Annotated in this window: 15 protein-coding genes; 6 read left to right on the top strand and 9 right to left on the bottom strand. The window is 67.4% G+C overall.

Features of this window, described 5'->3' with window-relative positions; all coding sequences use genetic code 11:
* Nucleotides 1-36: 36 nt before the first annotated feature.
* Nucleotides 37-1,242 (bottom strand): phospholipid scramblase-related protein, encoded by a 1,206-nt coding sequence (locus VMT40_RS22565; RefSeq protein ID WP_326360607.1) that lies wholly within the window; start codon nucleotides 1,240-1,242, stop codon nucleotides 37-39.
* Nucleotides 1,243-1,422: 180 nt separating this feature from the next.
* Between VMT40_RS22565 and VMT40_RS22560 the strand changes: the two genes are divergently transcribed.
* From VMT40_RS22560 to VMT40_RS22550, 3 genes are all read left to right on the top strand, one after another.
* Nucleotides 1,423-2,640 (top strand): hypothetical protein, encoded by a 1,218-nt coding sequence (locus VMT40_RS22560; RefSeq protein ID WP_326360606.1) that lies wholly within the window; start codon nucleotides 1,423-1,425, stop codon nucleotides 2,638-2,640.
* 183 nt (nucleotides 2,641-2,823) lie between these two features.
* Complete coding sequence (locus VMT40_RS22555; RefSeq protein ID WP_326360604.1) at nucleotides 2,824-4,173, top strand: M20/M25/M40 family metallo-hydrolase; 1,350 nt, start codon at nucleotides 2,824-2,826, stop codon at nucleotides 4,171-4,173.
* Nucleotides 4,174-4,192: 19 nt separating this feature from the next.
* On the top strand, nucleotides 4,193-4,729 hold the full coding sequence (locus tag VMT40_RS22550; RefSeq protein WP_326360602.1) for a YbhB/YbcL family Raf kinase inhibitor-like protein: 537 nt from the start codon (nucleotides 4,193-4,195) through the stop codon (nucleotides 4,727-4,729).
* A gap of 110 nt (nucleotides 4,730-4,839) precedes the next feature.
* Here the strand turns inward: VMT40_RS22550 and VMT40_RS22545 are convergent, their stop codons facing one another.
* The 5 genes from VMT40_RS22545 to VMT40_RS22525 all read right to left on the bottom strand — a co-directional run bounded on the left by VMT40_RS22545 (nucleotide 4,840) and on the right by VMT40_RS22525 (nucleotide 11,642).
* On the bottom strand, nucleotides 4,840-6,669 hold the full coding sequence (locus tag VMT40_RS22545; protein WP_326360600.1) for an AMP-dependent synthetase/ligase: 1,830 nt from the start codon (nucleotides 6,667-6,669) through the stop codon (nucleotides 4,840-4,842).
* 187 nt (nucleotides 6,670-6,856) lie between these two features.
* On the bottom strand, nucleotides 6,857-7,534 hold the full coding sequence (locus tag VMT40_RS22540; RefSeq protein ID WP_326360598.1) for a GTP cyclohydrolase: 678 nt from the start codon (nucleotides 7,532-7,534) through the stop codon (nucleotides 6,857-6,859).
* A 4-nt stretch (nucleotides 7,535-7,538) separates the two neighbouring features.
* Nucleotides 7,539-8,843 carry a carbohydrate kinase family protein gene (locus tag VMT40_RS22535; RefSeq protein WP_326360596.1) on the bottom strand — a complete coding sequence of 435 codons (1,305 nt, stop codon included), beginning with the start codon at nucleotides 8,841-8,843 and terminating at the stop codon, nucleotides 7,539-7,541.
* A gap of 8 nt (nucleotides 8,844-8,851) precedes the next feature.
* The gene (gene ribA, locus VMT40_RS22530) at nucleotides 8,852-9,772 is read right to left on the bottom strand and encodes a GTP cyclohydrolase II RibA (RefSeq protein ID WP_326360594.1); all 921 of its coding nucleotides are present in this window, start codon (nucleotides 9,770-9,772) and stop codon (nucleotides 8,852-8,854) included.
* A gap of 124 nt (nucleotides 9,773-9,896) precedes the next feature.
* Nucleotides 9,897-11,642, bottom strand: a complete 1,746-nt coding sequence (locus VMT40_RS22525; RefSeq protein WP_326360593.1) for a carbohydrate kinase family protein — start codon at nucleotides 11,640-11,642, stop codon at nucleotides 9,897-9,899.
* A gap of 477 nt (nucleotides 11,643-12,119) precedes the next feature.
* Here VMT40_RS22525 and VMT40_RS22520 point away from each other — a divergent pair, with 477 nt between their 5' ends.
* The 3 genes from VMT40_RS22520 to VMT40_RS22510 all read left to right on the top strand — a co-directional run bounded on the left by VMT40_RS22520 (nucleotide 12,120) and on the right by VMT40_RS22510 (nucleotide 13,314).
* Nucleotides 12,120-12,413, top strand: a complete 294-nt coding sequence (locus tag VMT40_RS22520; protein ID WP_326360591.1) for a hypothetical protein — start codon at nucleotides 12,120-12,122, stop codon at nucleotides 12,411-12,413.
* On the top strand, nucleotides 12,410-12,694 hold the full coding sequence (locus tag VMT40_RS22515) for a hypothetical protein (protein ID WP_326360589.1): 285 nt from the start codon (nucleotides 12,410-12,412) through the stop codon (nucleotides 12,692-12,694). The genes VMT40_RS22520 and VMT40_RS22515 overlap by 4 nt, the downstream gene beginning before the upstream one ends.
* Before the next feature lie 209 nt (nucleotides 12,695-12,903).
* The gene (locus VMT40_RS22510) at nucleotides 12,904-13,314 is read left to right on the top strand and encodes a hypothetical protein (protein WP_326360587.1); all 411 of its coding nucleotides are present in this window, start codon (nucleotides 12,904-12,906) and stop codon (nucleotides 13,312-13,314) included.
* A 69-nt stretch (nucleotides 13,315-13,383) separates the two neighbouring features.
* On the opposite strand, the gene VMT40_RS22505 is transcribed toward VMT40_RS22510, so the two are convergent.
* Genes VMT40_RS22505 through VMT40_RS22495 form a run of 3 tightly spaced genes read right to left on the bottom strand, consistent with a single transcriptional unit; the run spans nucleotide 13,384 to nucleotide 15,749 of the window.
* Nucleotides 13,384-14,463 carry a quinone-dependent dihydroorotate dehydrogenase gene (locus VMT40_RS22505; protein ID WP_326361727.1) on the bottom strand — a complete coding sequence of 360 codons (1,080 nt, stop codon included), beginning with the start codon at nucleotides 14,461-14,463 and terminating at the stop codon, nucleotides 13,384-13,386.
* An 18-nt stretch (nucleotides 14,464-14,481) separates the two neighbouring features.
* Nucleotides 14,482-14,745, bottom strand: a complete 264-nt coding sequence (locus VMT40_RS22500) for a DUF5703 family protein (protein WP_326360586.1) — start codon at nucleotides 14,743-14,745, stop codon at nucleotides 14,482-14,484.
* The gene (locus VMT40_RS22495) at nucleotides 14,745-15,749 is read right to left on the bottom strand and encodes a hypothetical protein (protein WP_326360585.1); all 1,005 of its coding nucleotides are present in this window, start codon (nucleotides 15,747-15,749) and stop codon (nucleotides 14,745-14,747) included. Before VMT40_RS22495 ends, VMT40_RS22500 begins: the two co-directional genes overlap by 1 nt.
* Nucleotides 15,750-15,801: the final 52 nt, after the last annotated feature.

The raw sequence follows: 15,801 nt of genomic DNA, 5'->3' as shown, positions 1-15,801 counted from the left end.
CGGGCCCTTGCGTGCGCTTGCGCACCGCTTGCGCGGTCAGTTCCAGCCGCGCGAATCCTGTTTGAGGGCGGTGTCGATGGCCAGGCCCGAGGCCACCACCATCGACAGCAGCGGCTGGGGCAGCTGGCGGTGGATCTGCACGACATAGTTGTCGGCGGTGGTGAACATGGTCTTGAGCAGGCCCTCCCACGTCTTGGTGATGCGGGCGACCTCTTGGCCGGTGTGGTCGTGGATGGCGAAATTCCAGGCCCGCCAGTTCTCGGCGCGGATGCCGCCGATCTGCTGGCCGCCGACCACGAAGGAGAAGTTGATCTTGCCGATCATGTTCTCCTGGATGATCTCCCCGATCGGGGCGCCATTGCCGTGCTCGAGCAGGAACTTGGACTTGAACACCTTGGCCGGTCGGGTGATTCGCAGCAGGCACTGGCCGTGCGCATCGCGGATCTCGAGCTTGTGGGTCATGAACTGGTCGTAGCTCGACAGGAACCGCACGGCCTTCTTCAGCGCGGACTGCCCGACCTCGGCGACCGCGCCGATCTGGCGGCCGTGCTGGTCGAAAACGCTGTACTCGTTGACCATTTCGATCAACTTGACCTTCTGGTTCACCACCAGCACCGGTTCGGTGAACACGGTGCCGCCTCCGGCCTGACTCGGAGCGATACCGGCCTGCTGCTGCACCTGGCGCTGAATATCGGCCGGATTGTTGGCGCTGCCGATCTCGAGCTCCCACGGGGTGGCCTCACTGCGCCCACCGAACTGATGCGGCGGCCCAGGGTAGGGCTGACCCGGCTGCGGCGGGCGCTGCCCGAATTGCTGTGCGGGCTGGCCGAACTGCTGGGGCTGCTGACCGTACTGCTGCTGCGCGTAGGGCTGCTGAGACTGCGGCACCTGATGCGGCTGCGATTGCTGGGCCACGGGTTGCCCGCCGAGTTGCTGCGGCGCAGAGGGTTGTCCGCCGGTGTGCGGTTGGGCCAGGCGCTGTCCGCCGGTGCGAGGCTGCGCGAAGGGCTGTCCGCCGGTCTGGGACTGCGGGGCGAAAGGCTGTCCGCCGGTGTGGGGTTGGTTCGCCTGCTGGGGGCGGGGCTGCTGGGTGTACTGGTCGGACGCGGCCCGGTCGGGTTGCTGGGCGGGTTGTCCCGGTTGCTGGTGGGGCTGGGTGTGATTGGTCCATTGGCTGCCGTCCCACCAGCGCAGCACGGGGGATCCGGGACGCTCGGGGTACCACCCCGCGGGTTGACTCATGGCCGCATCCTAACGGTGTACAGGCACTCTGCACTTTTTGCACTTTTCGCCCGGTAGTCACCTCTATGATGGGCGGTCGACATCGGGTGGCCGGGTCCAGGCCTTCCGGGGAAACGGGGAAAGCATGGCCGCCACAGTCGAATTCGCGGTTTGCCAGGGATGCGTTAACCGGCCGGTCTCATGACCGATCTGGTGACGCGAGCCCAACTGGTGCTGCTGGCCCGGACCCTGCACGTCCCGGTGGAGCGGCTCGCGCACCTCCAGAAGCTCGGCCCGCATCGGCTGCACGAGCTGCAGCAACGGCTGGCGGCCCCGCTGTTCGACCAGCACAAGGTCGTCTTCGAGCGGATCGCGGCGCTGGTTCCGCTGATCCCGCTGGCCATTTCGTTGCCGATCGTGCAGAAGTTGGTGCCGCCCACCATGACCGGGCGCGCGGCCGGGGCGATCGGGGTGATCTATCCGGACAAGGCGATCGAGGCGTTGCTGCGCATGGATGTCGGCTACGCCGCGGACTGCGCGCCGTTTCTGGATCCGCGCACGGTCGGTCAGCTCGCCGACGACGCGCCGCCCGCGCCGGTGGTGGCGATCCTCAACGAGCTGTTGGCGCGCCGCGATTACATCACCGCCGGTCCGTTCCTGGCCTATGCGACACCGGAGCTGATTCGCGCGGTCGAGGAGGGGGTGCCCGATGACGAGGGGCTGATCTTCTCGGCGTCCTACGCGTATTCGGGTGAAGCGTTGAGCGCGGTGGTGCGCCAGTTGCTGGCGGGCAGCAGTCAGCGGCTGCCGCGGCTGTTGGGCACGGTCGTCAACGGCTCCAAGGAGTTACGGCTGGCGGCGCTGTCGGTGTTCGCGCGCTGCAGTCCGGAGGTGATCGCCGCGGTCGGTGACATTCTGTTCGAGGTGGCTCCGCCCTCGGCGATCGCGGATCTGATCACCACGTTCATCGCCGCCGACGCCACCCCCGACATGCTGCGTTTCCTGGGGCATCTGAGCCCGAACGCGCTGACGCGGCTGGCATTGAATCCGGTGTTGTCGGAGGTGGCCGAGATGCTCGTCGACGCGGTGGGCGGCAGCACCGAGGTGGCGATCCTGCGCGGCGCGCTCGAACCCCTCGCACGAACTCCCGCCGAGGTGCGCCGTCGCGCCGGGCTGCGGCTGGCTCAGCTCGACACCCCGACCGTGCTGGCCTTGCCCGCCCTCGCTCAGGCCGCCCGCCTGTGGCCGCCGCTGCTGTGGGTGCTGGCCGCCACCGATGTCGATGTTCAAGCCCATATCGGCGAGCTGTGGGCCACCGCGCCCCGCGTCGATTTGGCCGTGCTCGAACGCCGCATCGCCGACCAACACCTGGACCCCCTGCTGGCCACGCTCACCACCACCATCCGTTTCCTGCGCTGAGCGAGTGGCACATCCTGGAGGCTGATTCGGACAAATCCCGCCGGGGTGTGCCACAGGGCAGCTCGGGGAAGGCTTGGGCGACGGGTGATTTCAACTGTTGGCGAGTGGGTTGTGCTGGGTGTGGGGGCGGGGGCGTGGACGGCGGTGAGGTGCACGGTGTCGGGTTAGTGGTAGGAAAGTGACGTGTCCGAAATCGCCGAAACCCACACCCCGCGTGCCGTGTCGGAAGTGGTGGACCTGGTCAGTGCGCTGATCCGGTTCGACACCTCCAATACCGGTGAACTGGAAACCACCAAGGGCGAGCGCGAGTGCGCGCTGTGGGTGGCCGAGCAGCTCGAGCAAGCCGGGTACGAGACCGAATACGTGGAGTCGGGGGCTCCTGGGCGCGGGAACGTGTTCGCTCGATTGAAGGGCGCGGACTCCTCGCGGGGTGCGCTGATGATGCACGGGCATCTGGATGTGGTGCCCGCCGAGGCGGCCGACTGGAGTGTGCATCCGTTCTCCGGTGCGGTGCGCGACGGGTACGTGTGGGGGCGCGGCGCGGTCGATATGAAGGACATGGTCGGCATGATGTTGGCCGTGGCCCGGCAGTTCAAGATCGAGGGCACGGTGCCGCCGCGCGATATCGTGTGGGCGTTCGTGGCCGATGAGGAGAACGGCGGGCGCTGGGGTTGCCAGTGGCTGGTGGAGCATCGGCCCGATCTGTTCGACGGGGTCACCGAGGCGGTGGGGGAGGTCGGCGGGTTTTCGCTGACGGTGCCGCGCCCCGATGGTGGTGAGCGTCGGCTGTATCTGGTGGAGACCGCGGAGAAGGGTCTGGGCTGGATGCGGTTGCGCGCCAAGGCGCGCGCCGGGCACGGGTCGTTCCTGCACGAGGACAACGCGGTCACCATTTTGTCCCAGGCGGTGGCGCGGCTGGGCACCCACACCTTCCCACTGGTGGTCTCGGATTCGGTGGCGGAGTTCTTGGCGGCGGTGGCCGAGGAGTCCGGGCTCGAATTCGATCCCGCCTCACCGGATATCGAGGGCCAGCTCGCCAAACTCGGCACCATCTCACGCATTATCGGCGCGACGTTGCGTGACACCGCGAACCCGACGATGCTGCGGGCGGGCTACAAGGCGAATGTGATTCCGCAGACCGCCGAGGCCGTGGTCGATTGCCGGGTGGTGCCGGGGCGCCAGGCCGCGTTCGAGCGGGAGGTCGACGCGTTGATCGGCCCGGATGTGGAGCGTGAGTGGATCACCAAGCTCGACTCGTACGAGACGACCTTCGACGGGCATCTGGTCGATGCCATGAACGACGCGATCCTCGCCCACGACCCGGCCGGGCGGACGGTGCCCTACATGCTCTCGGGCGGCACCGACGCGAAAGCCTTCGCCAAGTTGGGGATTCGCTGCTTCGGGTTCGCGCCGCTGCGCCTGCCCCCGGAGTTGGATTTCACCGCGCTGTTCCACGGGGTCGACGAGCGGGTTCCGGTGGAATCGCTCGAATTCGGCACCCGCGTGCTGGAACACTTCCTTCTGCACAGCTGACGAATCGAAAGGACCCGACGTGCCGGATTATTCGTACAACCCGTATGCCGCGCTGCCGCAGCTGCCCGAGTTCACCCTCACCTCCACCGATATCAGCGACGGCAAGCCGCTGCAGTTGGACCAAGTCAGCGCGTTGGGCGGGGCGGGCGGGCGCGATATCTCCCCGCAGCTGAGCTGGTCCGGATTCCCCGCGGAGACCAAGAGTTTCGCGGTCACCATGTACGACCCGGACGCCCCGACCGCGTCGGGCTTCTGGCACTGGGTGCTGGCCAATGTGCCGGTCACCACCACCAGCCTCGAGACCGGGCAGGCCAGCGCGGGCGGCACGCTGCCCGCCGGTGCGCTGCATTTGCGCAATGACGCGGGCCTGCGCGAATACACCGGCGCGTTCCCGCCCGCCGGGCACGGGGCGCATCGCTATTTCGTGGTCGTGCACGCGGTGGGTGTGGAGCGCCTCGAGGTCGACGAGACCGCCTCACCCGCCTACCTGGGCTTCAACTTGTTCATGCACGCCATCGGGCGTGCGACGATCATCGGCACCCACGAGCAGAAATAGGCCTCGAACCTGCTGTGTCCCCGAGCGATTGGCTCAGAGCACGCTGATACGGCTGTGGGCCCGGACTTTTCGTCCGGGCCCACGTTCGTGTGCTGATCACCCGGTGGGGGTCAGCTCATGTTGATGACGCCTTCCGGGGGCGGGGTGAGGTAGAGGGAGGCGATTTCGGTGGCGTATTTGGTGGCGATGGGGTTGCGCTTGAGTTTGAGGGTGGGGGTCAACTCGTCGCCGCCGGGTTCCCAGCCCGCCTCGAGGATGGTGAAGCGTTTGATCTGTTCGACGCGGGAGAGTTTGGCGTTGGCGATGGCGACGGCGGCCTTGATCTCGGCGACGATTTCCGGGTGGGCGGCCAGGGTTTTCAGGTCGGCGTCGGGGGTGCCCAGGGCTTTGGCGCGGACCACGGCGGTGTCGGGGTCCAAGACGATGAGCGCGGCGATGTAGGGTTTGGCGTCGCCGATCGCCACCACCTGGCCGACCAGCGAGGACGCCGCCTTGACGGTGTTCTCGATGTTGGTGGGAGACAGGTTCTTTCCCGCCTCGTTGATGATGAGTTCCTTTTTGCGGTCGACGATGCTGACGTAGCCGTCGCCGTCGATGGTGGCCACGTCGCCGGTGTGCAGCCAGCCGTCGGCGTCGATGGCCTCGGCGGTCTTGTCGGGCATCTTGCGGTAGCCGCGGGTGACGATGCCGCCGCGAACGAGCAACTCACCGTCCTCGGCCAGGCGCAGCTCCACGCCCTCGAGCGGGACGCCGACGGTGCCGGGCTTGGGTTTGGCCAGGGGGGTGTAGGTGCCGACGCCCGAGGTTTCGGACATGCCCCAGACCTCGGTGACCGTGAAGCCCAGGCCCAGCAGGTATTCCAGGGTTTCGGGCGGGATGGCCGCGGCGCCGGAGGCGGCGACCTTGAGTTCGTCGAAGCCCAGGGCGTGGCGCAGTTTGCTCAACACCAGCGCGTCGGCGAGTTTGTGTTGCACGTCGAGCAGCACGCCGCGGGGGTTTCCGGCCAGGTCGGCGCGGGCGGCCTGCGCACCGACACCGAGGGCCCAACCGGCCAGGGCCTTCTTGACCGGGCTGGCCTCGGTGGCGAGCTTGGCGTCGATCCCGGCCTTGATCTTCTGCCACACGCGCGGCACCCCGAAGAACGCGGTGGGGCGCGCGTCGGGCAGGGCGGCGGCGATTTCGCGCGGGTCGGGCACGCAGGTCATCTGCACGCCGGTGAACAGGTTGGCGCAGTGGCCCGAAATGCGGTCGGCCACATGGGCGGCGGGCAGATACGACACCGAGCGGTCGTCGAGGCCGACGGTGAGCGGCCCCTGCACCAATCCCACGATCTGGGCAACCACGTTGGCGTGGGTCAGCTCCACGCCCTTGGAGGGTCCGGTGGTGCCGGAGGTGTAGATGAGGGTGGCGATGTCCTCGGGTTTCACCGCGCGCCAGGCGGCGTCGAAGTCGAAGTCCGCCTTGGGTGCGGCCTCCACCTCGGCCAGGGTCAGGGTGCCCGCGGCCGAACCTTCCACCAGCACAATGTGTTCGAGCTCGACGCCCGCGCCGCGCACGGTGTCCAGGAACGCCGGTTCGGTGATGACCACCTTGTTCTCGGCATTGGTGAACAGGTGCGTGATCTGCTCGGGGGAGCTGGTGTTGTAGATCGAGAACGGCGTCGCACCCAGGTGCAGTGCCGCGGTATCAACCAGATTGAATTCCGGCCGGTTGGTCAACATGATGCCCACGGTGTCCCCGTGCCCGACCCCGAGCCCCGCCAACCCGGCGGCGATGCTGCGCACCCGCTCCCCGTACTCGCGCCAGGTGATCTGCCGTGTCCCCCCGACCGTCCGCAAGGCCACCTGCCCCGGCCGCAGCGTCAACGTCTCCTGAAACGCCTCCGGAATCGTATAAACGGTCTTCCCAGATGCGTGTGCATACCCGATGTCAGTCGTCATAACCCTTTTCCCGATTGCCTCTCGCTTCGCCCACCACACGCGCACCACCTGCGCGAACCCCGACGTCCGAGAGAACGACCAACCCGATCCCGCGATGGCCACGCGCCGTCTGTGGCGCGGCTCACTCATCGTAACCAGATCGCCGCGATCGTGTCGCGGGCTACACCGGCCACCCCGTTGGCCGAATTTATCGATCCGAGGCCGGAAGCTGTGAATAGGCGCTGCGCCGCTTGGCCTTCGCCGCCATGTAGTGCGCGGCCCGCGTACTGCGCGGGGTAGTGCACAAGGGGATCGCCTGCACCGACAGCCCAGCGTTTTCGACCGCCTGCACTTTGTCGGGATTGTTGGTCATCAGGCGCACCGCCCGCAGCCCCAGATTCGCGAGCGCGTGTGCGGCGTGATCATAGGTGCGCGAGTCTTCCGGGTGGCCGAGCAGGCGGTACGCGTCGAAGGTGTTCGCGCCGGTCTGCTCACCGACATGCAGCCCCCTCGCCTTGACCTCCAGACCCAATCCGCGCCCCTCCTGTTCGAGGTAGATCACCACACCCTGGCCGCCCTCGTCCTGGATCATGTCCAGGGCCAGTTGAAATTCGGGCCCGCAGTCACAGTCGTCGGAGCCGAGGGTGTCGCTGTAGAGGCAACGCGAATGGATACGCACCAGGCACCCATCGGTCGGCTCTCCGAAGATCAGCATGTGCCCGATACCGGTTTCGTCGCGCACTTCCTTCACCCGCACCTTCAGTTCGCGTCCTTTGCGAAACAGCGAATGTGCGGTTGCCTGAAGCTCTTTCACGCCAACACCACCTGCCGCCCTGCCTTCGGCAATTATGGCCGAGCGGCCGAGCTCGTTCGGGGGAATGCCCACCACGTCATTCGGTTGTCGGCAACGTCGAGGATTCGGCGATGATCGCGTCGATCGCGGCGGCCGCTGACATGGTGTCGGGTGTGCCGTGTCCGGGTAGCACGCGGGCGGCACGCAGGTTGAGATCGGCCATGGCCGCAGTGGCCCATTCGAAGTCGGCCGGGACGGCGGCGCGATCGAGTGAGACGAGTCGGTAGGTCAGGGCGGAGGAGAACGCCGAGGCCGCACCCGAGACACCGGGATAGCTGTTGTCGAAGAAGCAGACCTCGATGGTTCCGGCTCCGGCCTGGTGAATGGTGCATCGGGAGCGTTCGATGACACAGACCGAACCCACGCCGCGACCGAGCAGCCATCCCGCCACCGACTCGGGCGGCTGATCCGGGCGCAGCGCGGCGATCTCGTCGGGCGAGCCGACCAGATGATCGATCGCCGACAGATGCGCACTCATCGCCGCGGTCAAGGGGCGCTGCGGGGCCACATTCACTACCAGCCACGGCGGACCAGGCTCCGTGGTCGTGTTCTTTTGCGCGCCAACCGCTTCCAGCGTCCGTTCGATCACAGGGACGGATTGCTCGAAGGTGAGCAGTACGGCTTTCACATCGGTGAACGCCTGCAGGTTGGCGGCTTGGTCGAGGTCGGAAGAGGCAAGTTGGGTGCGGCCTCTCTTGGCGGCGATCGGCGTGTATTCCTCGCCGTCGGCGGCTTCGATCATGATGGTGACCGGGGTGCTCAGCTCGGAGACCATCTTGATCAGGCTGGTGTCGACGCCCTCGCGGGCCAGGTAGTCGAGGATCTCACGCCCCTCGCGATCATTGCCGATGGCGGTGAGCAGGGTTCGCACGCTGGGTGCGCCGGGAATCGTCGTCGCGCCCAGTGCCTCGTGAAGTCGGCGCCAGTGCAGTGTGAGGTAGCGACGCCGTGCGGTGAGCTCTGTGGCGTAGAACTGCCGCAGGTCGATGCCCGCCGGCGCGTGGTCACCCAACATCCCTAGACACAACTCGGCGTCGACGATCAGGCGATCGGTGACCTCGAGATTGCAGGCAACGTGGCGGATCGCATCCAACAGCGCGACTTCGGGCGCCGTCTTGACGCGGTGGGCGTAGTGGCGAACCACGCTGAGCCGCAACAGGCTCCGAAGATCGATCTGAGCCTTGTGCACGCGACCGGCGACCAGACCGGAGCGTTTGCGCAGGCTCTTGAGGGCCGCGGTGACAGCGAGGACCGTGCCATCCGGCGCGATCATGTCGGAGCCGAGGGGAATGTCGCCTGTTGCCATTGCTACGTACCAGCCGGTCGAACTCGTGGTGGACATTCGTCAATCTATTGGCGCGGTCTGCGGGTTCGTCGTGGGAACAGGCGGTGCCTCACCGTCATGACGCCCATGCGGGCCGAACGTCCGACCGGGTGGGTGAACAGCAAGGCGAATACCAGGAATTCGTGGACGGCGAGGACTTCGCGGGCCAGCAGCAGGCTTCCGCCCACGCCCGACACGACGATGGCGGCCACGCCAACGCGGACTCCCCAGATGCGTGCCTGCCACAGACCGCTGCGGGGCAAGAGGTGTCGTGAACGCTGACGTTTGGATTCGAGGTAGCGAATCGCGCGCTGGCTGGTGGGGGCGGTGGGCAGGCGCACCATGTCGGTGTGCAATCCGTGCTTGCGCAGGGACGTGACTTTGCCGGGGTTGTTGGTCAGGAGCCGCAGTTCGGTCAATTCGAGCTGCTCGCGCAGGAAAATGGCTGCGGCGCCGTAGCTTCGGGAGTCACGCGCGACCGCGAGTTCGTCGTAGCTCTCGAAGGTGGTGCAGCCCTTGGTCTCGGTGAGCCGCAGGGCTTGTGCCTTGACCGTCAGCCCGGCGCCGCGACCCTCCTGCTCGAGGTAGAGCAGGACTCCGGTCCCCTCGGCCTGGATGAGATCCATGGCCAGTTCGAGTTCGGGGCCGCAATCGCAGTCCTCGGAGCCGAGCGCATCTCCGTACAGGCACCGGGAATGGATCCGTACCAGTGGGCGGGGATGATGTTCAGGGTCGCCGACGATGATCGCGGATCCGCACCCGGCCTCCAATTCGACGACACGCACCCGCATTTCCAGGCCACGGCGGGTGAGCGAATGTGAGGTATCGGAGGCCAACTGCTGGCCGGAGTCGCCGAGCTCGGTGCGCAGGACCATGTGATCGAGCGTGGCGTCCCACAGTGTTCCGGTTGTCACGGACGCCTGCAAACTCTCGGCGGTGTATGTCACCGGGCAGAACCTACCCCTCGTGGAAGTGACGCCGATCACAGGGTGGTGGCCGCCGGGCCCGACTGTCTCCGGCGACGATCATGCCCGACCGGCTTGTCGATGAAAGCTGTTGCGGGACAAAATATCACCGCGACGGGGAGCTGTCGGCGCGGCTGTCCGCCGGGCCCTGTCGCGCTCCCTGATCGATCGGCGGCGGCCGTCCCGACTCGGTCGTGTCGCCGACGTCACGCACCACGATCTCGACCTGCGCGGTTGCCCTATCGATCGCTTGGATCAGTTGGGGTCCGGTCAGGTCGCGTCCGCCTTTGTCCGGATGGCGGTGTTTGACCGACATGGCCGCTGTGGCCCAAGCAAAGTCGTCCAACTCGGCCGGTGGCCGTGGCACCGCCCGAGTGCTGGAAGCAACCAGACGGTAGGCCAGGGCGACCACGAAGGGCGCGGAACTCACTGCCGCTCCGGGGTCGACGAGGGTGAAATCGGCCTCGGCGAAGTCGCCGCGTACCGACCACGCGCGACATCGGCCACCCCTGATCGCGCACACCGACTGCACCCCCCTGCCGAGCAGACCCGGGGCGACCCTGTTGACCAGAGCCTCCGCCACCTCGTCGACCACCACCTGGTCGACCTCGTCGATAGCGGTTCGGGGGACGTTGCCGACCAGATGGTCGGCGATCTTCAGGAACACTTCCCGGGCGCGCGCCGGTGTCGGCTCCGGACTCGTTGCGCCGGTGCGGCTGTGCCGCTGTGCGCGCCCTAGGCCCTGGATGATCGCGCCGATCAACGTCGTATCCAGGACCGAATCCACCGGTTGTGGCAGATCGGCCAGTCGAACCAGTTCGGCGGGTGTCCCGACGAGATAGTCGATCCCGCGCATGTCGGTCCGCAAATGGCCCGGTTCCTGCAGCGGTGGGGCCGCACTGACCAGGACCCACGGCCGCCGCTCGACATCACGAACATTCTCCAGGACCCAGTTGACCATTTGCGCCAGCTGTTCGAAGGTTAGGACGATGACGTCGGCCTGCCGCAACGCATTGCGCAGACTCCCTTGCTGATGCCCGCGGGCGAGCAGTGTCAACCGATCGTCCTTGGAGGCAATGTTTCCCGGCTCCCCGCCTTTGGGCATGATCACCGCGGTGACGGGGGTCCGAATGCCCGGCACGGTGGTGACCAGGCGGGTGTCGACGCCATTCAGCTTCAGGTGCTCGAGGACGACCCTGCCCTCCTCGTCATCACCCAGCGCGCACACCAGCCGGGTATCCATGCCGAGTCGAGCACCGAACAGGGCGCGGTTGAGCCCCTTTCCGCCAGGTTCGCGCTTGAGATCGCCCCAGATCGCAATGCCCGAGGCCAGCATCTCGTCCACCGCGTATCGGTGATCCATCACCGCGTCACCGACCACGGTCAGTCCGCCGTCGAAGCTCAGGGTTCCAGCGGCCAGCAGCTCGGCGAAGGCGCGAAACGCCGGACGCTCGTGCACGCTGCGCAACGTGCTGATCGACGGTGTCCTGCCTGCCGAGTCGGCTGCGCCCACTGCGGCGTGCAGCGACTGCCACTGAGCACACAGCGCCGCACGCCGATCGCCGAGATCCTCGGCATACAACGCGCCCAGGTCGATACCAGCAGGCGGATCCGACTGCAGCAGTCGCAGGCGCAGCTCCACATCGACGATCAAACGCGTGGTGGGCGGAAGCCGTTGCGCAAGTCGTGGCAGCACCTCGAGCGCGGCCTGCTCCCTGCTGATGGCCACGGTTTCGGCGTAGGCCTCGACGGCGGGCTGGCGCAGCAGCTGCTCGAGGTCGATCTCGGTGCCGCCCAGACGTTTCCCACTCACACCGGAGCGCTTGCGCAAACGCAGGAGCACTTCACACACGAGAGCCACGTCGGCATCCCGCGTTGATTCGGTTGGTTCTGAAGCATGGTTTCGCGTCATCCACTACCAACAATACCGGCGAACAGGTTTATCTGACAGCGAATCCGGCAATTCTCTGGTGGAAGTTGGCAATTGCCAATGCTTTTGACAAATGCCATTCTTCAGAGGAGGCACCTACCAGGCGGTTCGGAGGTACCGGTGCGCACAGCGGTTCTCCTGATTCGACACTTCCGCAGAGGCACGCGGGCCGCGGCCGGTGAACCCGAGACGGATGGCGACATCACGGTTGTCTGATCGGACGGATCCCTCGGTCCGAGCACCCCCCGCCCCCCATCCAACCCCGGCCGCCACTGTTCCAATCCGGGGCACACCTTTCGCCCCACCACCGGCCGCACACCGATGAGCGGCCGCTGTTCGACATTCCCGAAACCGCGCGCTCTCCGGACAGTGGCGCCCCACTCCGCACCGGAGGCTTCCATGACCCTGTATCGAGCCCGACACTCCATCACCACCAGCCTCACCGCCGAATGCGCCGAGCACCTTGCCCGCAGACCCGAACCCGCCTGGCAGATCAGCTGGTGCCCGGAACGACTCTTCAGCCACGAACAGGCCTCGGCGGCAATGGAACTCACCGAGTTGATCTGTGAGCTGCCCTGCGTCTCCGAGACGGCCTGGCAGCGCGCCCACGCTATCGCCGACGAACTGAAGATCGATCTCGAGCGGGCCTGCGAGACCCTGCGCAGGCGTCGTGCCGAACGGGGGGAGCTATGACCATCTACGCGACCGACGACTGGTCGATGACCAGCGACCTGACCGGCGAGAGCGCGGTGCGGGTCGCCGAGCGGTGGACGCTGGCGTGGCGGTGCAGCTGGTTGCCGGATCGATTGCTCACTCGCGCCCAGGCCTTGGCGGCGATGGTGTTGGCCGAGATCGTCGCCGTCGATCCGTTTTCCCGCGACGAGATCGTTCAGGGCCGCATGATCGCCAGCGCCGGTGAGTTGGGGATCCCGGTGGAGCAGGCGGTGTTTCTGCTGCGACGGCGGTCGGCGTGAGGGGTCCGACCGCGAGTACCCGAGTCCGAGAGAGGAGCGAGCAAACACGACATTCTGGGCGGGGCCGAGGATTCGATGAAATAGCAACCGTCCAGCATTCGATGAGGGAGCAAACGGCCCGCCGCGGGACATCGACCGCGACGAGCGCACCGACCGCGTGAGCGGGCAGCGATCCTGCCCGTCGCGCGCACGGCCCGAGGGAGGACCGAATGATCGACATCACCAGTCGCGAGATGACCAGCGATATCAGCCCTGAGTTCGCCGTCTGCGAGACCCGTCGAGGCGAAGTCGTCTGGCGGCTGAGCTGGCTGCCCACCCGACGCCTGACCCGCGAACAGGCGTGGGCCGGAATGGAATTGGACGAGGTGCTCTCGGATCCGGCCATCGTCCACGACGCGGCAGCCCATCTGTGGGCGGCGGATTTGGCGAGGTGTTTGGGCATCGGCGTCGAGCGGGCCGTCGTGCTGCTGGCGCAGCGTCTTGCCGAGCGGATGTCTAGCGCGGACGTTCCGCGTGGGAGCGAGAAGGACATCGAGTCCGAAGCTCTGCTGGCAGGCGTGGTTTCGTCGGTGCGAGGATCGGCCGCGTCGGGGCCGCGGTCTCGGAATCTGTGGGGTTGATCCCACCCTCGAGGTGAACGTAGCCGGTTGCCGCGGCCGCTGGGTTGGCAGCGGCCGCGGCGACCGGGGTCAGGCGCGGGTTTTGTGGTCTGCGCCTACGGCTTCGGAGAGGCTGGTGTAGCCGTGGGTGCGGAGTTTGGTGGCCAGGCCTTGGTGGATGTGTTTGGGCCAGAGGGGGCCGCCGTAGATGAAGCCGGTGTAGCCCTGCAGGAGGGAGGCTCCGGCGAGGATGCGTTCCCAGGCCTGGTCGACGGTTTCGATGCCGCCGACGGAGATGAGGACCAGTTTGTCGCCGACTCGGGCGTAGAGGCGGCGCAGGACTTCCAGGGAGCGGTCGGCGACCGGGGGGCCCGACAGGCCGCCGGGGCCGATCGGTTCCACGTCGGCGGCGGGGGTGGTCAGGCCGTCGCGGCGGATGGTGGTGTTGGTGGCGACGATGCCCGCCAGGCCGAGTTCGACGGCGAGGTCGGCGACGGCGTCGATGTCCTCGTCGGACAGGTCGGGGGCGATTTTCACCAGGACCGGGATCGAGACCTCGTCGAGGACGGCTTGCAGGATGGGGCGCAGGGACTCGACGGCTTGCAGGTCGCGCAGGCCGGGGGTGTTGGGGGAGGAGACGTTGACGACCATGAAGTCGGCCAGCGGGCCGAGCAGTTTGGCCGAGATGGCGTAATCGCTCGCGGCGTCTTCGGGTTCGACGACCTTGGTCTTACCGATGTTGGCGCCGATGGGCACACCGCCGGGCCGCCGCGCGGCCAGGTGTTCGGCCGCGGCGGCGGCACCGAAGTTGTTGAAGCCCATGCGGTTGATGAGCGCGCGGTCCGCGGGCAGCCGGAACAGCCGTGGCGCGGGGTTGCCGGGCTGGGCCTGGGCGGTGACGGTGCCGATTTCGGCGTAGCCGAACCCGAGCGGGCCCCATGCGTCGACACCGTCGGCGTTCTTGTCGAACCCGGCGGCCAGTCCCAGCGGTGCGGGGAAGTCCACACCGAACACTCGGGTGCGCAGGATCGGGTCGGGGTCGACGAGCATCGCGGCGGTGAGGCGGCGGCCCGGGGCGAACCGGGTCGCCAGCCGCATGGCGGCGAAGGCCAGATGGTGGATGGTTTCCGGCTGCAGTCGGAACATCACCTTCAGCAACAGGGCGTACAGGCGCTCATACATATCGGGTTACATCACCGCCTCGGGTGTCGGGGATAGCAGGGGAGTTTTGCGGCGGCGCAATAACACTCGACGCGAACCGTCGGTGTAGGCGCGCACGCGCGACAGTTCCCAGCCGCTGTATTCCGCGTGGATGGACAGGCGTAGGGCGGCGGTGACCCTGCTGACGCCGGGCGGCAGTCGCAGGGGCACGTATTCCCATTCGTCGCTGGTTTCCTCCCAGCCTTCCGGTAATGTGCGCGATTGGTGCGCCGATCGTGAGGCCCGAGCCATCACTGCCCTCTCTTCCGCTGGTCCGCGCCGATCCGTTGCAGACCGTCGCCGGTCGCGGATCCCACGAACATGTCGCCGGTGCGGTTGTCGACGGTGACCGAGTTGGGCTGGCGCACCGTCGGGTAGCGCCCCACCTCTACCGGTATACCCGTTGACAGGTCGTAGCCGACGACTTCGTTGCTGGCTGTCAGCGTCACCCACACGGTCTCGGACCGCTGATCGTAGGCGAGTGCGTAGGGAGCAGAGCCTACCGGGAAACGCTGGTGCAGGACCAAGGGATCGGCGGTGTAGACCAGCAGTTCGCCCCCGGCGGTGTCGGTGACCAGGCTGCGGCCGAAGTGGTCGCCGATCATGGTGGTGGCGCCGTCGCCCGCGCGCAGCGACAGCCCGAGCTTGCTGTCGCCGTCGAGCGCGGCGATGGCGGTCTGGCGGCGGTCGAGGACCACGACCCCGTCGGGTCCGGCGGTGAGCGCATCGGCCGAGGACAGGCCCGAAATGGTGTGGCGCACGGCCCCTTCGGCATCCAGCAGCAGCACTTTGCCGCCCGCCAGACCCGCGACCAGGGATCCGTCGGGGCGCAACGCGACCGCGTGCACATCCCCGTCGACCTTGATCTGGCTCGTCGCCCCGGTGGCGGCGTCCACGCGCACGATCGCATTCGGCACCGCGACCAGGATCTCCCCGGGTCGACCGGCGGCCAGGGCGGCGGCCTTGCCCGGCAAGGGAACCGGCCGCGTCACCCCGTTGTCGACGAGCTGCAGGGTGGTCCCGGAGTCGACGACGGCGGCCAGCACCCCGGTGGCGGGTTCGTCGAGCAGCAGCGAGATCGGCGCGCTCGGGCTCACCTGTCCAGCGGGCGTGGCCGCGGGCACCGGGGCGGCGGCGGGGGTGGCCGGTTCGCGGGTGGCGTTGTCGGAGTTGCTCTCCTGATCCGAGCATCCGGCCAGCAGGGTCACCACCGCCGCCCCCGCGAGGGCCGAACGGATCCAGCCGCGACGGCGCATGCAGCGAACTCCTTACTGACCGAACTGACCGACGAAATCATGCGTGCTCTCT

This window comes from Nocardia sp. CDC160, from assembly GCF_035818795.1.
GTDB lineage: Bacteria > Actinomycetota > Actinomycetes > Mycobacteriales > Mycobacteriaceae > Nocardia.
This window is presented reverse-complemented; position numbering and strand designations above follow the sequence as displayed.

Excerpts from the sequence above, each read along its gene's own strand:
- VMT40_RS22565 (WP_326360607.1), bottom strand. The coding sequence starts at position 1,242 with ATGAGTCAACCCGCGGGGTGGTACCCCGAGCGTCCCGGATCCCCCGTG.
- VMT40_RS22560 (WP_326360606.1), top strand. The coding sequence starts at position 1,423 with ATGACCGATCTGGTGACGCGAGCCCAACTGGTGCTGCTGGCCCGGACC.
- VMT40_RS22545 (WP_326360600.1), bottom strand. The coding sequence starts at position 6,669 with ATGACGACTGACATCGGGTATGCACACGCATCTGGGAAGACCGTTTAT.
- VMT40_RS22535 (WP_326360596.1), bottom strand. The coding sequence starts at position 8,843 with ATGTCCACCACGAGTTCGACCGGCTGGTACGTAGCAATGGCAACAGGC.
- VMT40_RS22520 (WP_326360591.1), top strand. The coding sequence starts at position 12,120 with ATGACCCTGTATCGAGCCCGACACTCCATCACCACCAGCCTCACCGCC.
- VMT40_RS22515 (WP_326360589.1), top strand. The coding sequence starts at position 12,410 with ATGACCATCTACGCGACCGACGACTGGTCGATGACCAGCGACCTGACC.
- VMT40_RS22510 (WP_326360587.1), top strand. The coding sequence starts at position 12,904 with ATGATCGACATCACCAGTCGCGAGATGACCAGCGATATCAGCCCTGAG.
- VMT40_RS22500 (WP_326360586.1), bottom strand. The coding sequence starts at position 14,745 with ATGGCTCGGGCCTCACGATCGGCGCACCAATCGCGCACATTACCGGAA.
- VMT40_RS22495 (WP_326360585.1), bottom strand. The coding sequence starts at position 15,749 with ATGCGCCGTCGCGGCTGGATCCGTTCGGCCCTCGCGGGGGCGGCGGTG.